This window comes from Paenibacillus sp. TY11, from assembly GCF_059772165.1.
This window is the reverse complement of sequence record NZ_JCBAIQ010000007.1, coordinates 254,479-276,378: the sequence shown is the minus strand read 5'-3', so window position 1 is coordinate 276,378 and position 21,900 is coordinate 254,479. Positions and strand designations below refer to the sequence as shown.

Below are 21,900 nucleotides of genomic sequence, written 5' to 3'. Positions count from 1 at the left end.
ACCGATATGATGTTCCCGTCACTCCAAGTAGTTAAAAAAAGGGGACTTCAGAACGATGATAACGGAACCAAAGACCCAGCCGAGTTCCACTGCCGTGATTGAACGTGAAACATACAAGCCGATTACTACTTATGTGCCATGCCGGGAGGTTCCGATCATTGGTACGGATATGTCTTGCAAAGAACTGTTGGCACTTATGAAAACACAGGAAGACATCCCTTGTGTCATTGTCGTGGATAAAAATGATCTTCCATTGGGCATTATTATGAGAGATGCGTATAATCGCCATTTTACGGGCAGGTTTGCTGCGGCGTTGTTCTATGACAAGCCTGCGGCCATATTTGCCGACCCCGATACATTAATTGTGGATCTGAAAAGCCCGGCATCGGACATTGTAGAACTGGCGATGCTGCGCGAAGATCAGCGTTTTTACGATTGTCTATTGATTAAGGAAGGGACACGGTTACTCGGCGTACTTACGATTCGTGATATCCTGTCCGTCGTTCAGCGAATGCAAAGAGAAGCGGACGAAGATCGGGGCGATGTGATTCGGCATAGCTATGACGGAGTCCAGCGTATCCAGATGACCGTGCTGGATGCAGCTAAAGAGGCTGATGACAGTGTGCGGCTAACCCGCTCAATGAGTGAATTATCCCGCCGTGGCAAAGTAGAACTGGAGGATGTCCTGCTCTCCTATCGTGCAGTCACGGAGCAAATGAAGCGCCAGCATGAGCAGATGACTGCACTGACCCAATCGCTGAACGACATTGCGGGCATGGCCTCATCCATTCGTGCATTGGCAGATCACAGCGGACTGCTGGCGATCAACGCGTCCATTGAAGCGGCACATGCTGGCGAACACGGGCGAGGCTTCCAGATTGTGTCTCAGGAGGTACGGAAGATGTCACTCCAGACGAAAGCTTTTTCCGCACAGATTACAGGCTTACTCACCCATATTGAGCAAATGCTGCGTGACACCGCTGAACTGACCGATGCGAGTATGCAGCAGATTCATACAGGCTCTCAATTTATATCTGCCGGAACACAAACATTTGCCAAACTACTGCAGGCTGTTGATGAAATAGAAGCCAAAAACAGCGAAATGGCCCGTTCCGCAGAGGAAGCGGCTTTGAATGCAGCCGGAATTGCCAAGGAGCTTGAGCTTATGCTGAGTTCTTGATCATTTTACATACCGTTAACAAATCCACCACACTGAATTTACACACAGCTTATATAATCTTTATATTGTGCAAATCAGGTGCAATGCTTGAGGACCATAACTGCAACACGAAGGAGATCATAAATCAATGAATGATTCCGTAATCCGGATTGATAAGCTGAATTTGTATTATGAGAAATTTCACGCGCTGAAACATATAAACCTAGATATTCCTGAAAAAACGGTAACAGCCTTCATCGGTCCGTCTGGCTGTGGCAAATCAACCCTGCTGCGTACGCTGAACCGGATGAATGACATGATACCGGGCACTCGTATTGAAGGCACCGTGAGTATCGCAGGTCAGGATATATATGGCGATACAATGGAAGTTGAAACCCTGCGTAAGCAGGTGGGAATGGTTTTTCAACAGCCTAACCCGTTTCCCAAATCCATTTATGATAACGTGGCCTACGGACCGCGTCTGCATGGAATTCGGCAAAAGGACAAGTTGGACGAATTGGTAGAGCAAAGCTTGCGGCAGGCGGCACTCTGGGAAGAGGTCAAGGACTTTCTGAAGCGTTCAGCCCTGAGTTTGTCCGGTGGACAACAGCAGCGGCTGTGCATTGCCCGGGCGCTTGCTGTACAGCCAGATATTTTGCTTATGGATGAGGCGACATCTGCACTGGACCCGATCTCCACGATGAAGATTGAAGAGCTGGTTCAAGAACTGCGTGACACGTATACAATTGTCATGGTGACGCATAACATGCATCAAGCGGCTCGTGTGTCTGGTCGAACTGCCTTCTTTTTGAACGGGGTTGTGGTAGAGGCGGCCGACACAGAGACGATGTTTTCCACGCCGCAGGATTCCCGCACGGAAGATTATATTTCCGGGCGATTCGGCTAAAGCCAAGATTACTATGCCAGGAGGGGTGACTTCGAAATGATTCGCAGAAAAGGTTTTGATGAAGGATTAGATGAGCTGAGAGCCGTACTGCGCGAAATGGGCGCACATGTATCGAAGGCGCTCGACCAAGCCATCGAATGTTTGCAGACCAAAAATACGGAATTGGCCCAGCAGGTGGTCAAAAATGATGCATCCCTCAACGCGCTGGAAGAGAACATTCTCGATATGGGTTCGAAACTCATTATTACCCAGCAACCGGTGGCCAAGGATTTACGCCGGATCATTGTTGCGTTTAAAATCTCAAGCGATCTGGAACGGATGGGGGATTTGGCCCTTGATATCGCCAAGGTTACACTGCGCCTGGAGGGGCAGCAGATGATCAAGCCACTGGTGGATATTCCACAAATGGCTGCCATTGTTAAAGAAATGATTGACGATGCGATCAAATCCTATTTGGATGAAAATACAGATCTGGCCTACAAAATGGCCAAAGAGGATGATCGTGTGGATTCCATGTACAGCCACATGATCAGCGATCTGTACGCCTTTATGGTAGAAAAACCGGCGGAGGCTTCACAAGCCATGCTGCAACTGCTTGTAGGACGATACATTGAACGAATTGGTGACCATGCTACGAATATCGGTGAAAGCACTGTATATCTCGTGACAGGGGAGAGACCAGATTTGAACCAGTAGAGCTTTCGGGTATATAGCGGTTGTTTCTGACCCAGACTTGTCTTTGAGCAAAAGGCAAATTTGGTTAGGAAACAACCGTTTTTTTTCTGAAAAAGGAGCCTTGTATGTTAAGATAGGAAGAGGAATGCGTAAAACGTAAGAACGTTACGAATGCATTGATGAACTTGCGAGGTGCTAAATGGATAAACTCATGCTTATAGATGGTAACAGTATCATTTACCGGGCGTTTTTTGCTATGCCACCGTTAACGAATTCGAGCGGGCAGCAGACAAACGCGGTGTACGGATTTACGACGATGTTATTGCGGCTCTTGGAGGAGCACAAACCAACACATATTCTGGTTGCCTTTGATGCCGGGAAAATTACATTTCGCCATAAAGGGTACGAGGATTACAAAGGCGGACGGGAGAAAACACCACCGGAGCTGTCCCAGCAATTTCCGCTGCTGAAAGAGCTATTGACCGCCTTCGGGATTGCCCAGTTTGAACTGGATGGCTATGAGGCGGACGATATTATAGGCACCCTGTCCAAGACAGCGGACGAAGCGGGTTTCAATGTGCTGGTCGTGACCGGGGACAAGGATATGCTTCAATTGGCTTCAGACCATGTCACTGTCGGGTTGACCCGCAAAGGGGTTACCGAGGTGGAAACGTACGGACCTGAGCAGATTCAGGAACGTTACGGCTTGAAGCCGCTGCAAATTATTGACCTTAAGGGTCTGATGGGCGATACATCGGACAATATTCCTGGAATTCCGGGCGTGGGTGAAAAAACAGCGCTCAAGCTGCTGCACCAATACGGTTCGGTCGAAGAGGTACTGGCGCATACGGATGAGCTGAAAGGCAAAATGAAAGAACGCGTTGAGACACATGCTGACGATGCGCGAATGAGCAAGGATTTGGCGACCATTTATCGGGACGTAACGTTGGACAAGCAGCTGGAAGATGTCATCTTTAGCGGGCTGCAGGCAGAAACGGCCGGGCCAGCTCTGGCGAAGCTGGAGTTCAAATCCTTGCTGGAGCGCTTATCCCTTTCGGGCGAGGTTGGCAGTGCTGGAGTAGACGTAGAGGAAGCCGCGGCTGACGTGACTGTGCTGGATGAGCAGCGGATTAGCGAGTTGGTAGAAGTGTTGGACAACGTAGATGTGCTGCATGTTGAGACGCATGGTGATAATCCGCATCATGCTGAAATCGTAGGTCTGATATTTGCCGCAACGGGACGACAGTTTTTTATGACACTGGATGTATTGCAAAGTGATGCAGCTACGCCTATTCGCGAATGGCTTGCTGACCCTGAACGCAAAAAACGTGGTCATGATCTGCATCGTACGGATTTGGCTTTACACTGGCATGGAATTGAGTTTGCCGGTGCCGAGTTTGATGTGCAACTGGCGGGGTACTTGTTAGACCCGACCGATGCAAACCAGACATTGAGCGGGTTGGCAGCCAAGTATGGCTTGTCTTCGATTCGTCCAGACGACGAAGTGTTTGGTAAAGGAGCTAAATATAAAGTTCCTGACGTGGATGTACTGTCCGATCATGTGGCCCGTAAGGCTACGGTGATTGAAGCGTTGGTACCCGTGCAGCAGGCTGAGCTGGAAAAAACAGAAATGCACAAGCTGTTCCATGAACTGGAGATGCCGTTGTCTCGCATTTTGGCGGATATGGAAAAGCAGGGGATTTTGGTGAACGTAGAGGAACTGCGCGCTTTGGGTAAAGAATTTGAAGCCCAGATCGCAACATTGGTGGGTGAAATCTACAGCATTGCCGGAGTAGAGTTCAATCTGAATTCGCCCAAGCAGTTGGGTGAGATTTTGTTTGATAAACTGGGCTTGCCTGTCATTAAAAAGACGAAAACGGGGTACTCGACCGATGCAGAGGTGCTGGAAAAGCTGGCTCCCTATCATGATATTGTGCAAAACATTTTGCAGTACCGCACAATTGCCAAGCTCCAATCGACGTATGTCGAAGGATTGCTTAAAGAAATTTCGGAGAAAACGGGTAAGGTGCATACGTATTTCCGGCAGACGGTTGCAGCAACAGGACGCTTGAGCAGTCAATTTCCGAATTTGCAAAACATACCGATTCGTCTCGAAGAAGGTCGTAAAATCCGCAAAGTATTTGTTCCGTCCGAACCGGGCTGGTCTATTTTGGCGGCAGACTACTCACAGATCGAGCTGCGGGTGCTGGCCGATATTTCGGATGATGAGCGTTTGAAGGAGGCTTTTGTCCACGATATGGACATCCATACCAAGACCGCATCCGATGTGTTCGGTGTGCCAGCGGAAGATGTGGACTCCAATATGCGGCGTTCCGCAAAGGCGGTCAACTTTGGGATTGTCTACGGGATCAGCGATTATGGTCTGTCGCAAAATTTAAATATAACGCGGAAGGAAGCGGCTCGCTTTATCGACCAGTATTTTGACGTGTTCCAAGGCGTTCGCCGTTACATGGATGATATTGTGAAGGATGCGAAGCGGGACGGCTACGTAAAAACGCTGTTGGAACGCAGACGATATTTGCCGGAGATTAACGCCAGCAATTTCAACCTGCGTTCGTTCGCCGAGCGCACAGCAATGAATACGCCGATTCAAGGTACCGCAGCCGATATTATCAAGTTGGCGATGGTTCAGATGGACGAAGCGCTGCGCGAGCGTAATCTTCGCAGCCGTATGCTGCTACAAGTACATGATGAGCTTGTGTTCGAGGTTCCGCCTGAGGAAATGGAAACGATGAAAGAGCTTGTCCCGGCTACAATGGAAGCCGCGTTGAAGCTGGCTGTGCCGCTCAAATCCGAAGTAAGCTATGGCAGCAATTGGTATGAGGCCAAGTAAGATATTTCAATGAGTAGATAGTCCCAATTTGACGCTGCTTCCGTTATAATATAGGGTGAGGTGAAGACATCATGCCGGAATTACCGGAAGTAGAAACGATTAAACGAACGCTAAACGAGCTTATAGTCGATAAACATATAGATCATGTGACCGTAAATTTGCCGCGGATCATTCAACGGCCTGATGATATACACGCTTTTGCCATGGAACTGGCGGACCACCGGATTACAGGAGTGGAGAGACGCGGGAAGTTTTTGCGGATTTTGCTGGACGGGCTGGTGCTCGTCTCCCATCTTCGAATGGAAGGGCGATATGGATTGTATTCACAACATGATCCTGTGGAAAAGCATACTCATGTCATCTTTCATTTTAAAGATGGTACGGAGCTGCGTTATCAGGATGTGCGCCAATTTGGTACGATGCACTTATTTCCGGCAGGACAGGATTTGCTGGAAAAGCCGTTGAACAAGCTCGGTTTGGAGCCGATGGACGAGGCCTTTACACCGGAAATGCTTCGTGCCGCTGTTGGAACTCGTTCGACTTCGATCAAGGCCGCGCTGTTAAACCAGTCATATGTGGTGGGCATCGGGAATATTTATGTAGATGAATCGTTGTTTAAGGCGGGTATTCACCCGGCACAGCCAGCCAAAAACCTAACGGATAACCAATTTCAAGTCTTGCATGAAGCTATTGTCTCCACGCTGGGCGCGTCGATTCAGGTTGGAGGCTCGTCCATCAAATCGTTCGTTAACGGACAGGGCAAAACGGGCGACTTCCAACATCAATTGCAAATCTATGGGCGTAATACGAAGCCTTGTGTTAACTGTGGTACATTGATCGAAAAATCTGTCGTAGCCGGACGTGGCACGCATCATTGCCCGGTATGCCAGCCTCTGCGCTAAACAGGCACAGTCACCCCAAGCCCATCCCTCTCATATATTGTTCCAAGTACCAATACTGCGAAGGGTTTCGGTTGTTGTAAGGCCCTGCCTTCGCAATGGGAGGGAATTGGAGTGGCTAATCATTGGGGAGCCCTGCTGTTACTGGCATTTGCGCTAAGTTTGGACAGTTTTGGAGTCGGTGTTACATATGGTCTGCGCAAAATGAAAATTCCACTGTTGTCGATTGCTATCATCTCCGTATGTTCAGGTCTGGTGATCGGCATATCCATGCAGTTGGGCGCATTACTATCCCATGTCCTGTCTCCTGTATATACGACCGTTTTCGGCGCTGTCATCCTGATCTGTATCGGCTGTTACTCTTTGATTCAAGCTCTGCACCGCAAGGAGGATTTGACGGAGGATTCAGTGGAAGCCCCTCGGGGTCTGCTCCTTACGGAACAGGCTGATCCAGTGAGCAGATCTGTTCTTGCGGAGAAAAAGGGTGCAGAGGATGCTGATACAGAGTCTTTCCCTAGCTCAAGAAAAGGTCTGTCGGCAGAAGCTTCTTTGGAGCTACAGCAGCAGGAGCGAACGTTATTTTCACTGGAGTTCCGCAAATGGGGGCTTGTTATTCGGATTCTTCGGAGCCCGTCTGCTGCGGATATGGACCGTTCCGGCAGTATATCTGCTACCGAAGCGGTTTGGCTAGGTATTGCATTATCGGTCGATGCGTTCGGAGCGGGATTAGGGGCAGCTATGCTTGGTTTTCAGCCACTGTCTACTGCGCTGGCTATTACGTTATTCAGTGGAACATTTTTGATTGCAGGTATGAAGGCAGGTTTCTTCCTGTCAGCATTTCGATTTATGAAGGCGCTGGGTGTGTTGCCGGCATTATTATTGATTATGATGGGCATATTGAAGCTGTTATGAGGTGAAAGAGCATGAATATCGGATTAACCGGAGGTATTGCTACCGGAAAAAGCACCGTGTCGGCTCTTTTGGTCGCCAAGGGTGCGCTGCTGATCGACGCAGATGCCATTGCCCGGGAAGTCATGCTTCCGGGGCATCCGGTGCTGGCGGCGGTCATACAGCATTTTGGACAAGCTATAGTGAACAGTGACGGAACCCTGCACCGCAAAAAACTGGGCGAGATTGTATTCAGAGACCCTGCCCAGCGGCAGGCACTTAACGATATTACACATCCTGCTATTCGTGAGGAAATGCGTCTGCGCATGGAAGCATATGAACGAGAGCAGCCGGACAAGCTTGTTTTGGCAGATATCCCGCTACTGTACGAGTCCGGGCTGGAGAGCTTGTACGAGGAAATTATGGTTGTATACGTACCACGTGATGTTCAGCTCCAGCGTCTGATGCTCAGAGACGGTCTAACGGAAGAACAAGCCGAACTTCGGTTGTCCGCACAAATGGATATTGAACGAAAGAAAAGCTTGGCCGATATCGTTATCGACAATAGCGGAACACAGGCTGAGACGAAACGACAAATTGATCAATTTTGGCAGCGAAAGGGACTTGCATGAATATTTTACGTAAGAAAAGAGTCCTGCTCACTTTGTTTGTCGGGTTTGTTCTGATTCTGTTCCTCAATTCAAATTGGATGTCCTGGTTCTATCCGATTCAATATAAGGATGAGATTCGGCAGTATTCACAGACGTATGAAGTGGACCCATTTTTGGTGGCGTCTATTATCCGCGTGGAAACAAATTTTAAAACCAGCAAGCAGTCACACAAGGGTGCGCTGGGGCTCATGCAGATTATGCCGAATACCGCAAATTGGATTATGGACAGCGCCGAGATTCAAAAGGTCCCGCTAGACAGCGTCAAGCACGAGCCTGGCACCAACATTGAGCTGGGAACCTGGTATCTGCATAACCTGTCTATGAAATTTCAGGATAACCCAGTAGCGATCGTAGCTGCTTATAATGCAGGGCCAGGTAAAGTTCAGGAGTGGCTGAATAAGGGAGTGTGGGATGGAAAAGAAGAGTCCATTAAGCAAATCCCTTTTGGTGAGACACGGCATTATGTACAGAGAGTCATTTACTACTACAGGCAATACACGAAAATTTATGATGAGTTTTAAATGACAAGTTAATGACAATATGAGCCTTTTCGCTTTAAAATGAAAAAAGCGCAGGACAGGCTGTTTTTAGCAGCCCATCCATACACTTTTTCTTGTTATTTCTGCGTTATTACCGCGATTATTGGTATTGACCTGCCAATTGTTGTTCGGCGATCGTTACGAGGCGTTTTGTGATGTACCCCCCGATCGAACCGTTCTCATAGGAAGTCATGTTACCTTGGTATCCATCTTGAGGAATGCTGATACCCAGCTCTTGAGCGATTTCATATTTCATTTGCTCCAGAGCGCCGGAGGATCTGCTGACTACCAGGTTGTTGGAGTTGCCATTGTTTCCTTGTGCCATTGTTGTTCACCTCCTCGCGACGTGGTAAACATATTATGATCCGTTTAGACAAAATTATTACTAAAAAGCTTCGGGAATTTATTGGAAAAAGGAAGTGATGAGATTATGAAATGCCCGTATTGTGCCTACAATGGCACGAAAGTATTGGATTCGCGACCTGCGAATGATAACAAGTCCATCCGCCGTCGTCGCGAATGCGAACAGTGTGCCAGGCGTTTTACCACCTTTGAAATGGTGGAGGAGACCCCACTCATGGTCATCAAAAAAGATGGCAGCCGTGAAGAGTTTAGCCGTGATAAAATGCTGCGTGGTCTCATTCGGGCCTGCGAGAAGCGCCCAGTATCTGTCGAGCAACTGGATATGATCGTATCCCAGGTGGAGAACGCCATCCGCAACACAGCAGCCACAGAGGTGGATAGCCAGCAGATCGGTGAGCTGGTCATGGAACAGCTTTACCCAGTGGATGAAGTCGCTTACGTACGCTTTGCGTCCGTCTATCGGCAGTTCAAAGACATCAATATGTTTATGAAGGAACTGAAAACACTGTTATCTAAAGATACAGCCAGCGACTGATCGCTGACTGTATCTTTCTTGAGTCATGGTGGGAAGGTGATTATATTTTTTTTATAAAAGTATTGACACAAGGGTGGAAATTTTATATGATATAGAAGTCGCTTGAAACAGTTGATTCACTGACATATAATGGGGCCTTAGCTCAGCTGGGAGAGCGCATCGCTGGCAGCGATGAGGTCAGGGGTTCGATCCCCCTAGGCTCCACCAAAATTTTAATATGGACTCTTAGCTCAGTTGGTAGAGCAGTTGACTCTTAATCAATTGGTCCAGGGTTCGAGTCCCTGAGAGTCCATCCTTTAGAAAAAACGGCAGAAATGCCGTTTTTTTATTTGTGCTTAATCAAAATCCATTATGTATTGGATAGTGAAAATGCTCAGCATTCGTTGCTGAGCATTTTTTGTTGTGACGCTGTTTAGAGACTATATGGAGTATGGAGGGGGCTTTTAAAACGTAGGTCTTTCCTGATCTTGTGATCGTGAATGAAGAGAAATGGACACGGGTTCAGTTTATACGTGAGCAACATAATCCCATAAGCTTCTTTCTTGAAGTTAAATCTCACATTCCTTAACATTCATGTGCAATGAACTTGTTACTTGTGATCAAATCCGTTAAAGTCCCTGAGCATTCCGATAAAATTTTCAAGTTGTTCATCGTCCCATCTTGAAATGTGTTCGTAAAATACAAATTCTTTCTCTTTTAGAGCATCAATCGTCTTTTGTTGTCCAAGCTCAGTGAGAGATAGAAGTATTCCTCGACGATCATCAGGGGAGGCTTCCCTTTTCACATAACCCAAAAGCTCAAGTGGTTTGACTAGACGGCTAACCGAACTGCGATCCATAGCTGTTGATTCCGCCAGCATAGTGGCGCTTGTTGGGCCGTATGAATACAACCAACGGATAATATGGAAACTCGCAGGTTGTATTGAAGGATCGAAACGTGCTGCAGTTTTGACATTTAGCGCATGTGAGGCGCTTATGAGAGCATTGATTTGCTCGCCGAGTTCCAGTTCCAGTTGTCCTCTCGGCGTATTTTTGTGTCGAACGTCATTCATCCTATTTCACCTAACCTTAATTGATAAAGTAAATAATTCAAGTCAATTACTTGACATATATCAATCAAAATAATATAGTTGATTTATATCAAGTATATGACAGCGTCAGCTGCATGTCAAAACTTGAGACGGGTCTAACGGAGTAAAGCAATGAACGGCCAATTACATTGACATTGACAATGACTATTCAGCACAAAGGAGAATTACTATGACGGCTAATCCGGTTGTTGTAATAACTGGCGCAACAAGTGGTCTGGGGCAACTCGTTGCGATTGAATTGGCTAAACGTGGTACTCATCTTCTCATGACAGCCAGGAGCAGGGATCGCGCTGAAGCTACTAAAAAAATTATAAAAGATATGATGCCTTCAACAAAAGTAGACTTTTTTTTCGGGGACCTATCCTTAATGAAAGATGTCATACGTATGGGAAACGAGATTTCAACTGCATACCCCAAAATAGATGTACTTTTGAATAATGCAGGACTGCATGCATTCGAACAACGGGTAACCTCCGAGGGAATTGCAGAAATGATAGCTGTGAACTATTTAGCGCCGTGGTTATTGACGCACACCTTACAGCATTCCTTGAAAAATGCAGGAAGCGCGAGAATTATAAATGTTGCTTCTGAGGCTTCACGCAATCATGGCGAGCTTAAGCTCCCTGAGGATTTGATCAATATATCTCCTTTTACTTCCAGAGGTTCGTCTTCAATATATGGGAAAACCAAGCTTTTTAACATTATGTTTACTGGCGAACTGGTACGTCAATGGGCTGGAATGGGGATCAGTGTTAACGCTCTAAATCCGGGGTTTAATGTTACAGGTCTCGGACGTGAGCTCTGGTTTGCATCAATGCTTGAGCGTTTTTTGAATTTTTTTCATATTGGTGATCCACGCAGAGGAGCTGATATTATGACTCGTTTAATTGTGGATCCGCAGTACCAGGCGGTTACAGGAGGGTATTTTAATGTCGGAACCGGACATTCGATTGTACCTGTACACCCCGGTGGAGATATCGCTATGCAAAATAAACTGTGGAATTGTACGAAAGAATTACTACAACAAAGAGGTCTTCTTAACAATATGACCTGATTTTATGGATTACAGCGGCTAAACTGAGGACTGTGAGCAGTTGACTCTTAATCAATTGGTCAGGGTTCGTGTCCCTGAGAGTCCATGCTTTAGAAGAAACGGCAGAAATGCCGTTTTTTTGTCGTTGATCAAGTATGGGATTTATTTTCACAGTGTAAATGGCGGCAATGCCCGCATTGCAGAACGAAACTTAAGCGACATCATAACGCTTAGTATTTGTTCTTTGCTCATCCATGCAGATCCGCTAGATTGAGAAATCTCTTAGCTACATGCATTTCGTATATGAAGAGTAGTTCAATGAAAAGATGTGAAAACAATATTTTAGTGAATTGCGTCATAGGGCATCTATCGTATTTTAGTGTAATTTAGTTAAATAAGAAAGATAAACAAATTCATCCTAAAATACTGCAAAAGATAAAATTGTTTTTAAATTCAATATTTCTTGATGAAGAAACGGAGCTTATTACAAATTGCTCAAACAGATATTTGCCAAAAATGGTGGACATATATGAAGCCTTTAATAGAGACCAATCCTGATGACAGTCCTGTGTCAAGAAATTTAAAGGAAGTATTTTATTTGGAATAATAAATATTAAAGAAAATGTCTAAATCCGAATTTGTATCATTCCCGAACTGAGGGAGCTGTTTCATGTTCATGAAGAAGATATGGTTTTACTTTGCGAATTTATATATAAATTCAAAGCTAAACGTAAAGCTTTTCTTAACGATTACATTGATTATGCTGACAACACTAGTATTTGTATTAGGAGGCCTTCAATATGCATTTTCCCTCTATGATGAGCAAATCTATGCAAAATCCTCACAAGTGCTGATGATGTCGTCCAACAATGTAGAAGAGAAGCTTGAAAGAGTAGAAGAAGTTAGTTATAACATAGCAGTCGATCCGTATATTCAAAAAAATTTATTAGATCTTCAAGGAAATGTAAAAGGTTATGATTTCTATCGTCTTGAACAGAAAATTGGAGATGATTTGGAGAAATATGTGGATCCGGCAAATTACGTTCATTCCATTTATCTGTACGATTCAGCAGGTAGGGAGTTTGTGGCCGGGGATAGTAGCGATCCAATAAAGAATAAAGATAGGGAACTTGCTCTTAGTCAGGCGGATAAGGATGAGGGTAAAAACCATTGGATGGAGCTGGAAGGATATAATGGGGATTTAATTTCTGTTCGCCTTATCCAGTCTTATGAGAACTTAAACTTTGAAACCATTGGCAAACTGCTTATTCGTGTTGATTTAGACAAGATTGTAAGCGGTTTACCAAAACCTCATGGAGAAATAGCAGGAAATATTGTGATTACAAAAGAAGATAAGGTTTTTTATTCGGAAAAAGGAATAGAAGATTTTAAAGAATATCATTTCAATGCAAAAAATGACCAAGGATATAGTATTGAATACATTAATGGGGAAAGAACCTTTGTCAGCCATATTATAACCGATTTTAAAGACTGGACATATTGGAGCATCATTCCCTTTAACATGATGTTTTCCAAGATTACTGCTGCGAAATATACCTTGGTACTGGTTTTTATGTTAATGTTTGTTTTTCTTATTTCCCTTGGTTTTAAATTTTTAAGAAAGTTTACGAATCCCATTCAAGAATTAGCATCTACCATGCAGGAAGTCCAAAAGGGGAACTTTCACGCAGTAAATTTATTAAATCCTTCTATGATTAATGAAGGCGAGATAGGGATTCTTTATCGGAATTTTATAACAATGATCCAAAGAATTGATGAGTTGATCCAGGAGAACTTTTCTAAGCAGTTGCTGATAAAGGAAACTGAATTTAAAGCACTTCAGGCTCAGATAAACCCACACTTTTTATACAATACACTGGAATCTGTTAATTGGTTGGCTAAAACAAATAAACAGAAGCAAATTTCAAGCATGGTAGAAGCCCTTGGTCATCTTATGAGATACTCCATAAATTTTAACCGGGATATTATCACTTTCGAAGAAGAACTTGAGATTTTAAAAAGCTATTTAACAATCCCAAAATACCGGTTTGACGACCGGATTGATTTTCAGATGGACTTTCCCTCCCATGTTGCAAAATATAAGATTCCAAAGTTAATATTGCAGCCGCTTCTGGAGAATTCGTTCAAGCATGCAGTTGAGCCTTCCATCTATTTGTCAGTTATTAAATTGCATGTTTATCAGGAAGAGGACAAGCTATTTATTCGGATAGAAGATAACGGGCCTGGCATAGATCCTCTGATACTTCAAAAAGTAAAAGAAGGCAAAATAAATCCTATAGGTACTGGAATAGGATTGAATAATATCGATGATAGGATCAAGCTTTATGCTGGCGAACAGTATGGTTTAAGAATTGAAAATCTTTCGGGAAAAGGGACCGCAATTACGGTAGTTTTACCTGTTCAAACGGGGTGATAGAATGTCATATAAAGTGTTATTGGTAGATGACGAAAGAATTATTGTCGAAGGTATTTCCAGTGTGGTCGATTGGGCAGCATTGGATACGGAGCTTGTAGCAACGGCGAGAAATGGGATTGATGCGTACGAGAAAATTGTTGAACTAAAACCTGATATTGTTATCAGTGATATTAAAATGCCTGGTATGGACGGACTTAGTCTTATCTCAAAGGCGCATGAAAAATATCCTTCTATAAAATTCATCCTATTGTCCGGATACAGTGAGTTTGAATATGCGAGAACCGCCATGCACTATGATGTTAAAAATTATTTGTTAAAGCCATGTAATGAGGATAAAATTACAGCTGCACTTAACGATACCGTTAAAGAACTAAATGAAAAAAAGGTTCATGAAACCTTTATTAATGAAACGTGGGAAAAATATCAAAACGCTCAACCTTATATCAAAGCACATTTGCTAACCGAATTCTTAACGAGTAAAAACTACTTAGATAATGATTTATCATTCTATGAGCAGCTTTTTGATTTTGAAATAAATAATCAGCAGTTAAGAATCGTTCTTTTTATGATGGAAGGTTATTTTTCTTATGAACATTTGTTTGCCATCAAAAATATTGGAGCTGAGATCCTTGACTCTGTCTTGGTAACTACCAATATTGGTGAATATGCACTGTTCCTTATCAAGGATGATCATGACTCGGAAAAATTACATCAACAAATTAAACAAATAAGAAAGACCATTTATCAATATTTCAAAAGAGATACCACTGTTGCCATAAGTGAAGGGAACTATTTCCGAAACGCTAGGAACTTGTACCTTGAGGCAATGGAGTGTTTGGAGCATCGTTTTTATTTGGGGGAAGGAAGCATTATAACGAGAAAAGATATTTTACCGGCAAATACAACCGTCCCCAATGATTTTATTATCGATGAGCAGCAACTTGTTCTAAAAATCAAATCCGGACATATCCAGGATGTATGTAAAGAAATAACCATCTTTTTTGAAAAAATGACGGATTTACGGCTGGGGATTGACTTGACAAAATCCTATTGTATACAGCTTTATATTGCAATTGTACAGACGGTAGATACAGATCGCATGCAAGATTACCTCATGGGAACATCTGCACTGTTAGAGATGGAAACTGCCCAGCAGATGAAAGATTATATCGAAGCAACAGCCAGAAAAATGACCAATGAGTACTATAATCGTTTCAAGTCAAAACAGTCTTCCGTAATTAGTAGAGTAATAGAAATTTTAATCGAGAATCTAGGTAATCCTGATTTATCACTAAAAATGGTAGCCAATGATATTCTATATATGAATCCAGATTATCTGGGAAAACTGTTCAAACAGGAAACGGGCCAGAGATTCTCAACCTGTCTTACTAAATTAAGAATTGAAAAGGCAGTGGAGTACATTTCAAAAATGGACGATGTGAAGGTGGGCACGTTGGCCAAAATAATCGGTTTTGGTGACAACCCCCAATACTTTAGTCAGGTTTTCAAAAAATATACTGGTTATACACCTTCTGAATACCGAAAAGGTACATGAATCCACCGCTTGTTTTGCCAGCTAAGAGCTAACAACGAATAATATAGGCTCACTCGCAAAAGGGAGGCTAAAGCTTGAAAAAGTTTGGCTTGTTATTATTTGCTTTTATAATGTTCCTTTCAGTCGCTGCTTGCAATTTAAACAATATAGGAAATAATGAAGAAGAAAGTGAAAAAGTAACCCTGCGCGTGGCATGGTGGGGTGACCAATCCAGACATGAATATACGTTGAAAGTTATTCAAATGTATGAGAAAGAAAATCCAAATGTAAAAATTGTAGAGGAATATGCCAACTGGGAGGATTATTGGAAGAGGCTTGCTCCAATGGCTGCCGCTAGCCAATTACCAGATGTGATTCAAATGGATAGAGCCTACCTGTTTCAATATGGTGAAAAAGGTCGACTGGATGATTTAACTCCGTATATAAAAAATGGGACGATTGATATTCGATCCATTGATGAAAACGTCATTTCCGGTGGAAGGATTACAGATAAATTATATGGCTTCACACTTGGATCGAACGTTCTTTCTGTTATTACAAATGATAATCTGTTAAAAGAAGCTGGTATTAAAATTGAAGATGAAAATTGGTCTTGGGATGACTTCGAAAAAGTAGCAATCGAGGTCAAAAATGCTACAGACGTATACGGTACAAATGGAATGTACCCTGCCGATGTATTTTTCCCTTACTATTTAAGAACACAAGGTTCGCGTCTTTATAATGAAAAGGGTACAGGCCTTGGTTATACGGACGATCAATTATTCATTGATTACTTTAAAAGGCAGCTTAGGTTAGTTGATGCAAAGGCCTTCCCTACTCCAGAAGTTCAAGCACATGTAGCAGGAATTCATGATGAATTTATCGTAACAGGAAATGCAGCAATGAGTTGGAACTGGTCCAATCAATATTCAGGATTTGCCGAATCGGCTAAAGCACCCTTATCAATCAAACTGCCTCCTGAGTACGGGAACGAAACTGCTTTATTTTTAAGACCAAGTATGTTCTTTTCAATCCCTAAGAGTTCAAAACAAAAAGAACAAGCGGCTAAGTTCATTAATTTCTTTGTAAATAATATGGAAGCCAATAAGTTGATCAAAGGTGATCGAGGTGTCCCCGTATCTTCAAAGGTGATCAAAGGAATCAAGCCAGAATTATCCGAAGTTGAAACCAAAATTTTTGATTATGTTGAAAAAGTGTCTCAAAATGTACACACCACGGATCCGATTGATCCACTGGGCCATTCGGAAATAATGAAAGCGCTTGATAATATATCCGAACAGATTTTATTTAAGAAAATTACTTCGGAAGATGGAGCGAGGTCCTTTAGAAAACAAGCTAAAATGATTTTAGGAAAAAATAAGTAATCATAACACCTTCAAGAGAATTCGTCCGTATCGTCAGATATGGAAATAACCTTGGAGGTTTTTTTGCGTTGCAACCAGAGTGAGTTTCCCCGTGGGCATAACAATGAAAGCAATCAGTCTATTGAAACAAGTATGTTTTTTAAACGTAATCCACTGTTTTTTTTATAGTTTCAAGAAAGCACTTTCAATACAATAACAGTATAAGTGTAAGCGATGACAAATGAAGATAAAGAGATCATTATTTGGAGGGATTGTTGTGTTGCAGGTAAAAGCTTTCGAAAAGAAAGAGGTCATTGATCATATTCATTTATTAATGAATAATCTCACACAAATCAAAGACCAAAGCGGTGAATTTTTACTCAATTTTGACGGGTTAATTGTGGATGATAAAAGCTGGAATATTTGGAACTGGCCTCAGGGTGTAGGGTTATATGGAATCTATAAATATTGGAAATTAACTGATGACCCAAGAGCTTTGGATATTATCAATGAATGGTTCAATGCAAGGATCCAAGAAGGTGCACCACCGAAAAACGTCAATACGATGGCGCCGCTATTAACATTGGCATTTTTATATGAAGATACCGGAAACCAGACATACCTGCCCTATTTGGAGGATTGGGCTGAATGGGTAATGCATGATATGCCTCGTACAAAAGAAGACGGGTTACAACATATGACCTATGGACCGGAGAATAAAAATCAGCTTTGGGACGATACCTTAATGATGACTGTGTTGCCTTTGGCGAAAATCGGTAAGCTGCTCAACAAACCTGAATACCTGCAAGAAGCCAAAAAGCAGTTTCTAATCCATATCAAATATTTAACGGACAAAAAGACAGGCTTATGGTTCCACGGCTGGACATTCGAAGAAAACCATAATTATGCCGAAGCGCTTTGGGCGAGAGGGAATTGCTGGATTACCATTGCGATTCCCGAGATTATTGAAATATTGGAATTGGAAAAGGGAGATTTTCTTCGTGAATTCCTAATTGATACATTGAACAGGCAAATTGAAGCACTTGCCAACTATCAGGATGTAAGCGGATTATGGCATACACTAATTAATGACCAGACCTCTTATTTGGAAGCCTCTGCTTCAGCTGGATTTGCATATGGAATTTTAAAATCCGTTCATAAGCGGTATATCAGCCAGGACTATAAAGAAGTCGCCCACAACGCTATTCGCGGAATTATCAGTGAAATTAATAAAGAAGGAGCATTGCAAAGGGTATCCGTAGGAACAGGTATGGGAGATACTTTAGAATTTTACAAGGAAATCAGAAAGACTACCATGCCTTATGGACAATCGCTTGCTGTGCTTTGCCTATCCGAATATCTTCATACTTATATTTAAAACAAGTCTGATGGATCGTCGTTATTGCCGGTTGGCTTAGTATTATAAGCCATATATCATTGCCGAAATGAAAGCGGTTAACGACATATATCTAAATCTCCGGTTGCTAATTTCCCAAATGGAGGAGAATTAAAATGGTTAAACAACCAAAATTTATTAATTATTTGTCCTATGGGTTAGGTGATTTCTTAGGGGCAGGCGCGTTTGCATTGACAGCAGCATGGTTGCTTTTCTTCTTAACAACTTTTTGTGGTCTAACTGCCATTCAAGCAGGTTCTATTTTCGCTATTGCCCGGATTGTTGATGCGATTGCAGCACCAACTATGGGATATATTACAGATAATTTTCATAAAACAAAACTTGGCCGACGCTATGGAAGACGAAAATTCTTTATATTAGCCGCCATTCCACTTGTACTTGTCTATACAGCAATTTGGGTTTCCGGTTTTTCTTACTGGTATTACTTATTAACCTATATCTTGTTTGAAATTGTGTACTCAATGATTTTAATTCCTTATGATACACTTGCCGCTGAAATGAGTAACGATTATAAAGTACGTTCGAAGTTTACAGGTGCAAGAATGTTTGTTGCTCAGGCTTCAGCTGTATTCGCTGCATTTATTCCTGGCCGTCTTGTGGAAGCATTGGGTAAAGATGATCCTCTTACATTCCTGTACTCAGGTATTATTTTCACTGTCATATTTATAGTGGTATTGTCACTGCTTTACAGAAATACATGGGAACGTCCTCTCGAAGAAATACCTGAAGAGAAAGTGATTGAAAATAGAACTTTTTTACAAAATGTTCATAAGATCTATGCGGATTTATTCTCGACTTTACGAGTAAAAACATTCCGTCACCATCTGGGTATGTATTTGGGTGGATATTTAAGTCAGGATGTATTCAACGCCGTATTTACTTATTTTGTTGTTTTTGCTCTCCTGCAAAATGCTGTTGCCGCATCCAACTTATTAACCTTTATGTATGTCATGCAGCTTTTTGGCGTATGGATTGCTCTTACCTTAACGATTAAATTGAATCCTGCCCCGGCGTATAGAACTGCAATTTCTCTCTTTATCGCAGGAGTTATTGGATTTATCGTATTAAAGGTCACTGGAACGCTAAATAACACCGTATTATTGTTTGCTATGATTGGAATTTGCGGGTTGGGACGCGGTGGTTTGAACTACATCCCCTGGAACAACTACGCATTTATTCCAGACGTAGATGAAGCTTTAACTGGTCAAAGACGTGAAGGTGTGTTCGCCGGTGTAATGAGTTTGATCAGAAAAGGGACACAGGCGTTAGCAGTCTTTTTAGTAGGGGTTGCATTGCAAGAAGCAGGCTTTGTATCCGGGCAAGCATCACAACCGGCTTCAGCTGTAACAGCAATTATTTCTATCTTGCTGTTTGGTACGCTCTTCTTTTTGGTGGGAGGTTTGATTATCTCTTATCGTTACAAATTAACTAAAGAAAATCATGTCGTTTTGATGGATGAAATTAAACGCTTGAAAAATGGCGGCTCTAAAAAAGACGTTACACCGGAAGCACGACAAGTTTTTGAGCAATTAACAGGTTGGGAATATGAAAAAACATGGGGAAATAACACAGTGGGGTATGAAAATCTTATAAAATATAAAGATAATCATGAAACCAAACATGAAGTAATAGTATAAGTGTAAACATGGGTGAATTGAAATGATCAAGTCAATAAAGCCGTATCATATGGATTTCATGTGATACGGCATTGCTTATATAAATGGGTTATATTAAGGTGAAAACAGTTACATCAGTATGTCTGAGCCTGAACTTACCGAGTGCTTTATACTCCATGCTGCTTCATCCATACGTTAAACGATGTCTGGTGCGGCCCCAAATTTCTCCATCTTTTATAACTAACCGCACAAGGACTTACACCTTTAACGCTGGCTTACATAATCGGCAAGGATTTTTAGATACTCAACATTCACCAATTTTCTGGGGGCAAATATCGCTGTTAAGAAAGTTAGCGATTTGGAATGCGCGATTTTTTCATTCATCATGGAATGGTCAGCTTCAGGCAAATGAATGACGGACAACAGCTGTGAAGGTACCTTCTGTCGGTATACTCGCTCGGTATCTTCTACATCAACGTTAATATCTTTTCCGCCCAAAACCAAAAGTACAGGAGAATTGAAATTCCCTAATTCCTCAGTAGAATCAGATCGAAAATTTTTGCCTATAAAGCTCCACCTTTCTTTAGGAATCAACTCGTCAGGGTCGGCTATGCTTAGGTATTCTTCGTAAGAAGCATGTTTTTTCAGTAATTGTAGAACTTCTTGATCGTAGTTCAATGTCTTTTGAATCTCTTGCGGAGTAGCCCCTTCTTGTTCCATTTCTTTTCTGGTGTTAAATTGTCCTTGTGAAATCCAGTTCACTGCTGGGGATACAAGGATGCTGAAAGCGATGTTAGGCTCCTCTTTAACGATCTTCGGAATGACCCAGCCTGCTTGACTTGCTCCCCACAAGCCGATTTTTTGCTTATCGATCATCGGTAAGGCTCTCGCCCAGTCTATTGCATATCTGATCTCCTGTGCCCGATCCTCCATGCTTTGATCCAGCCAATTACCGGGAGCGCCATGAATACCGGGCTTATTCAGGGATAAGGAGGCATAACCCTTGGAAGCGAACTTTTCCCATAGTGGTTTGTATCCATCATCGTATGTGTCATTGATGGCACCATCCCCATGGACGAAAACAACCAGTCCAACCTTTCCGGAGTAGTCCTTAGGCAAAGCTAAAGTTCCCGTTAATCCCCCTTTAGGAGTCTCAATTTGAATTTTTTCTTCCGTCATCTTGTAGGAATTTTGATATAAAACAAACCAGATCAAGACAACAACCAAGCCTGCCGCAATACCAAGGGTAAGCGTTAATGTTTTTTTCAATGATGTGCTCTCCTCGAATGTTATTTAGTCGTTCTCCAGGTCATACGCTGCCATACGGGTTCCTTGAAGAATAGATGTCGCATTAAATTATAATTGGAACGTTCAACATGGAACCCTAATTTGTTATACAAGCGGACAGCTCCCTGGTTTTGATGCGCCACATGAAGCGTCAACACATGAAAGTCGGACTCAACCATAAATTGCTGTGCGAAAGTTAGAAAATGCCGTCCGATCCCCTGATTACGATGACTTGAACGAATCGCCAAATGATCAATGTAACACTCATCTGGTCCAGGGATATACTCCAGCTCATGCATACCTGTCAAAAATTTAAATACATTGAAGCAACCAAACTGCTTTATGAGCGGAGCCAAAGAAATAGGGTTTGTTTCAGGAAGTGAAGAGGAGGGGACCTTCCATTTGAGCGAAAGGACACCGACAACTTCATCGTTCTCTTTGGCTACAAATTGTTTCATAGATGTAGAATTAGGATTTTGAACCCAAATCTTCATTAATAGCTGCTGTATTTCTTGATCCTCCAGTGAAACCAGAGATTGAAATTTTGCTTTAAACGATTCTACTAAAAGCCTGCAAACAGCTTCATGGTCTTGTTTCTGATAAGCAACAATGTCAAAGGGGTTTACACTCAT

At 42.7% G+C, this 21,900-nt stretch carries 19 protein-coding genes, 3 tRNA genes and 1 pseudogene; 19 read left to right on the top strand and 4 right to left on the bottom strand.

Annotated features, from left to right (window positions below; genetic code table 11):
- The first annotated feature begins 55 nt into the window (after window positions 1–55).
- The 8 genes from AC6EJC_RS10320 to AC6EJC_RS10285 all read left to right on the top strand — a co-directional run bounded on the left by AC6EJC_RS10320 (window position 56) and on the right by AC6EJC_RS10285 (window position 8,574).
- A complete protein-coding gene (locus AC6EJC_RS10320; RefSeq protein WP_444953879.1) occupies window positions 56–1,180 on the top strand; it encodes a methyl-accepting chemotaxis protein in 1,125 nt (374 codons plus the stop codon).
- Between the two features lie 127 nt (window positions 1,181–1,307).
- Window positions 1,308–2,066 carry a phosphate ABC transporter ATP-binding protein PstB gene (gene pstB, locus AC6EJC_RS10315; protein WP_013309606.1) on the top strand — a complete coding sequence of 253 codons (759 nt, stop codon included), beginning with the start codon at window positions 1,308–1,310 and terminating at the stop codon, window positions 2,064–2,066.
- Window positions 2,067–2,102: 36 nt separating this feature from the next.
- The gene (gene phoU, locus AC6EJC_RS10310; RefSeq protein ID WP_444953878.1) at window positions 2,103–2,762 is read left to right on the top strand and encodes a phosphate signaling complex protein PhoU; all 660 of its coding nucleotides are present in this window, start codon (window positions 2,103–2,105) and stop codon (window positions 2,760–2,762) included.
- A 178-nt stretch (window positions 2,763–2,940) separates the two neighbouring features.
- Window positions 2,941–5,595, top strand: coding sequence for a DNA polymerase I (polA, locus tag AC6EJC_RS10305; protein ID WP_444953877.1), 2,655 nt, complete (start codon window positions 2,941–2,943; stop codon window positions 5,593–5,595).
- 71 nt (window positions 5,596–5,666) lie between these two features.
- Window positions 5,667–6,497, top strand: coding sequence for a DNA-formamidopyrimidine glycosylase (mutM, locus tag AC6EJC_RS10300; protein WP_444953876.1), 831 nt, complete (start codon window positions 5,667–5,669; stop codon window positions 6,495–6,497).
- 111 nt (window positions 6,498–6,608) lie between these two features.
- Complete coding sequence (locus AC6EJC_RS10295; protein ID WP_444953875.1) at window positions 6,609–7,406, top strand: MntP/YtaF family protein; 798 nt, start codon at window positions 6,609–6,611, stop codon at window positions 7,404–7,406.
- Window positions 7,407–7,417: 11 nt separating this feature from the next.
- Window positions 7,418–8,014 carry a dephospho-CoA kinase gene (coaE, locus tag AC6EJC_RS10290; protein ID WP_444953874.1) on the top strand — a complete coding sequence of 199 codons (597 nt, stop codon included), beginning with the start codon at window positions 7,418–7,420 and terminating at the stop codon, window positions 8,012–8,014.
- Window positions 8,011–8,574, top strand: coding sequence for a lytic transglycosylase domain-containing protein (locus AC6EJC_RS10285; protein WP_444953873.1), 564 nt, complete (start codon window positions 8,011–8,013; stop codon window positions 8,572–8,574). The genes coaE and AC6EJC_RS10285 overlap by 4 nt, the downstream gene beginning before the upstream one ends.
- A gap of 118 nt (window positions 8,575–8,692) precedes the next feature.
- Here the strand turns inward: AC6EJC_RS10285 and AC6EJC_RS10280 are convergent, their stop codons facing one another.
- Window positions 8,693–8,917 carry an alpha/beta-type small acid-soluble spore protein gene (locus tag AC6EJC_RS10280; protein ID WP_013309613.1) on the bottom strand — a complete coding sequence of 75 codons (225 nt, stop codon included), beginning with the start codon at window positions 8,915–8,917 and terminating at the stop codon, window positions 8,693–8,695.
- A gap of 105 nt (window positions 8,918–9,022) precedes the next feature.
- Here AC6EJC_RS10280 and nrdR point away from each other — a divergent pair, with 105 nt between their 5' ends.
- The 3 genes from nrdR (at window position 9,023) to AC6EJC_RS10265 (ending at window position 9,782) form a co-directional block, all read left to right on the top strand.
- Complete coding sequence (nrdR, locus tag AC6EJC_RS10275; protein ID WP_013309614.1) at window positions 9,023–9,490, top strand: transcriptional regulator NrdR; 468 nt, start codon at window positions 9,023–9,025, stop codon at window positions 9,488–9,490.
- Between the two features lie 131 nt (window positions 9,491–9,621).
- Window positions 9,622–9,697, top strand: a tRNA-Ala gene (locus AC6EJC_RS10270).
- Between the two features lie 12 nt (window positions 9,698–9,709).
- Window positions 9,710–9,782: transfer RNA gene (locus AC6EJC_RS10265), tRNA-Lys, on the top strand.
- A 297-nt stretch (window positions 9,783–10,079) separates the two neighbouring features.
- Here the strand turns inward: AC6EJC_RS10265 and AC6EJC_RS10260 are convergent.
- On the bottom strand, window positions 10,080–10,541 hold the full coding sequence (locus AC6EJC_RS10260) for a MarR family winged helix-turn-helix transcriptional regulator (RefSeq protein WP_444953872.1): 462 nt from the start codon (window positions 10,539–10,541) through the stop codon (window positions 10,080–10,082).
- A gap of 208 nt (window positions 10,542–10,749) precedes the next feature.
- On the opposite strand from AC6EJC_RS10260, the gene AC6EJC_RS10255 reads away from it, so the two are divergent.
- The 8 genes and pseudogenes from AC6EJC_RS10255 (at window position 10,750) to AC6EJC_RS10220 (ending at window position 20,002) form a co-directional block, all read left to right on the top strand.
- On the top strand, window positions 10,750–11,634 hold the full coding sequence (locus tag AC6EJC_RS10255) for an SDR family NAD(P)-dependent oxidoreductase (RefSeq protein WP_444953871.1): 885 nt from the start codon (window positions 10,750–10,752) through the stop codon (window positions 11,632–11,634).
- Between the two features lie 6 nt (window positions 11,635–11,640).
- Window positions 11,641–11,719: transfer RNA gene (locus tag AC6EJC_RS10250), tRNA-Thr, on the top strand.
- A 381-nt stretch (window positions 11,720–12,100) separates the two neighbouring features.
- A pseudogene (locus AC6EJC_RS10245) lies at window positions 12,101–12,220 on the top strand (L-rhamnose mutarotase); the annotation flags it as partial.
- 69 nt (window positions 12,221–12,289) lie between these two features.
- The gene (locus AC6EJC_RS10240) at window positions 12,290–14,047 is read left to right on the top strand and encodes a cache domain-containing sensor histidine kinase (RefSeq protein ID WP_444953870.1); all 1,758 of its coding nucleotides are present in this window, start codon (window positions 12,290–12,292) and stop codon (window positions 14,045–14,047) included.
- Between the two features lie 4 nt (window positions 14,048–14,051).
- Window positions 14,052–15,605, top strand: coding sequence for a response regulator transcription factor (locus AC6EJC_RS10235; protein WP_444953869.1), 1,554 nt, complete (start codon window positions 14,052–14,054; stop codon window positions 15,603–15,605).
- A gap of 74 nt (window positions 15,606–15,679) precedes the next feature.
- Window positions 15,680–16,969 carry an ABC transporter substrate-binding protein gene (locus tag AC6EJC_RS10230; RefSeq protein ID WP_444953868.1) on the top strand — a complete coding sequence of 430 codons (1,290 nt, stop codon included), beginning with the start codon at window positions 15,680–15,682 and terminating at the stop codon, window positions 16,967–16,969.
- Window positions 16,970–17,225: 256 nt separating this feature from the next.
- On the top strand, window positions 17,226–18,326 hold the full coding sequence (gene bglB / locus AC6EJC_RS10225) for a beta-galactosidase BglB (protein ID WP_444953867.1): 1,101 nt from the start codon (window positions 17,226–17,228) through the stop codon (window positions 18,324–18,326).
- Window positions 18,327–18,460: 134 nt separating this feature from the next.
- A complete protein-coding gene (locus AC6EJC_RS10220; protein ID WP_444953866.1) occupies window positions 18,461–20,002 on the top strand; it encodes an MFS transporter in 1,542 nt (513 codons plus the stop codon).
- Between the two features lie 243 nt (window positions 20,003–20,245).
- On the opposite strand, the gene AC6EJC_RS10215 is transcribed toward AC6EJC_RS10220, so the two are convergent.
- Both AC6EJC_RS10215 and AC6EJC_RS10210 read right to left on the bottom strand, forming a co-directional pair.
- Window positions 20,246–21,250: an alpha/beta hydrolase family protein gene (locus AC6EJC_RS10215; protein WP_444953865.1), complete on the bottom strand. Its 1,005-nt coding sequence runs from the start codon at window positions 21,248–21,250 to the stop codon at window positions 20,246–20,248.
- A gap of 20 nt (window positions 21,251–21,270) precedes the next feature.
- Window positions 21,271–21,900, bottom strand: coding sequence for a GNAT family N-acetyltransferase (locus tag AC6EJC_RS10210; RefSeq protein ID WP_444953864.1), 630 nt, complete (start codon window positions 21,898–21,900; stop codon window positions 21,271–21,273).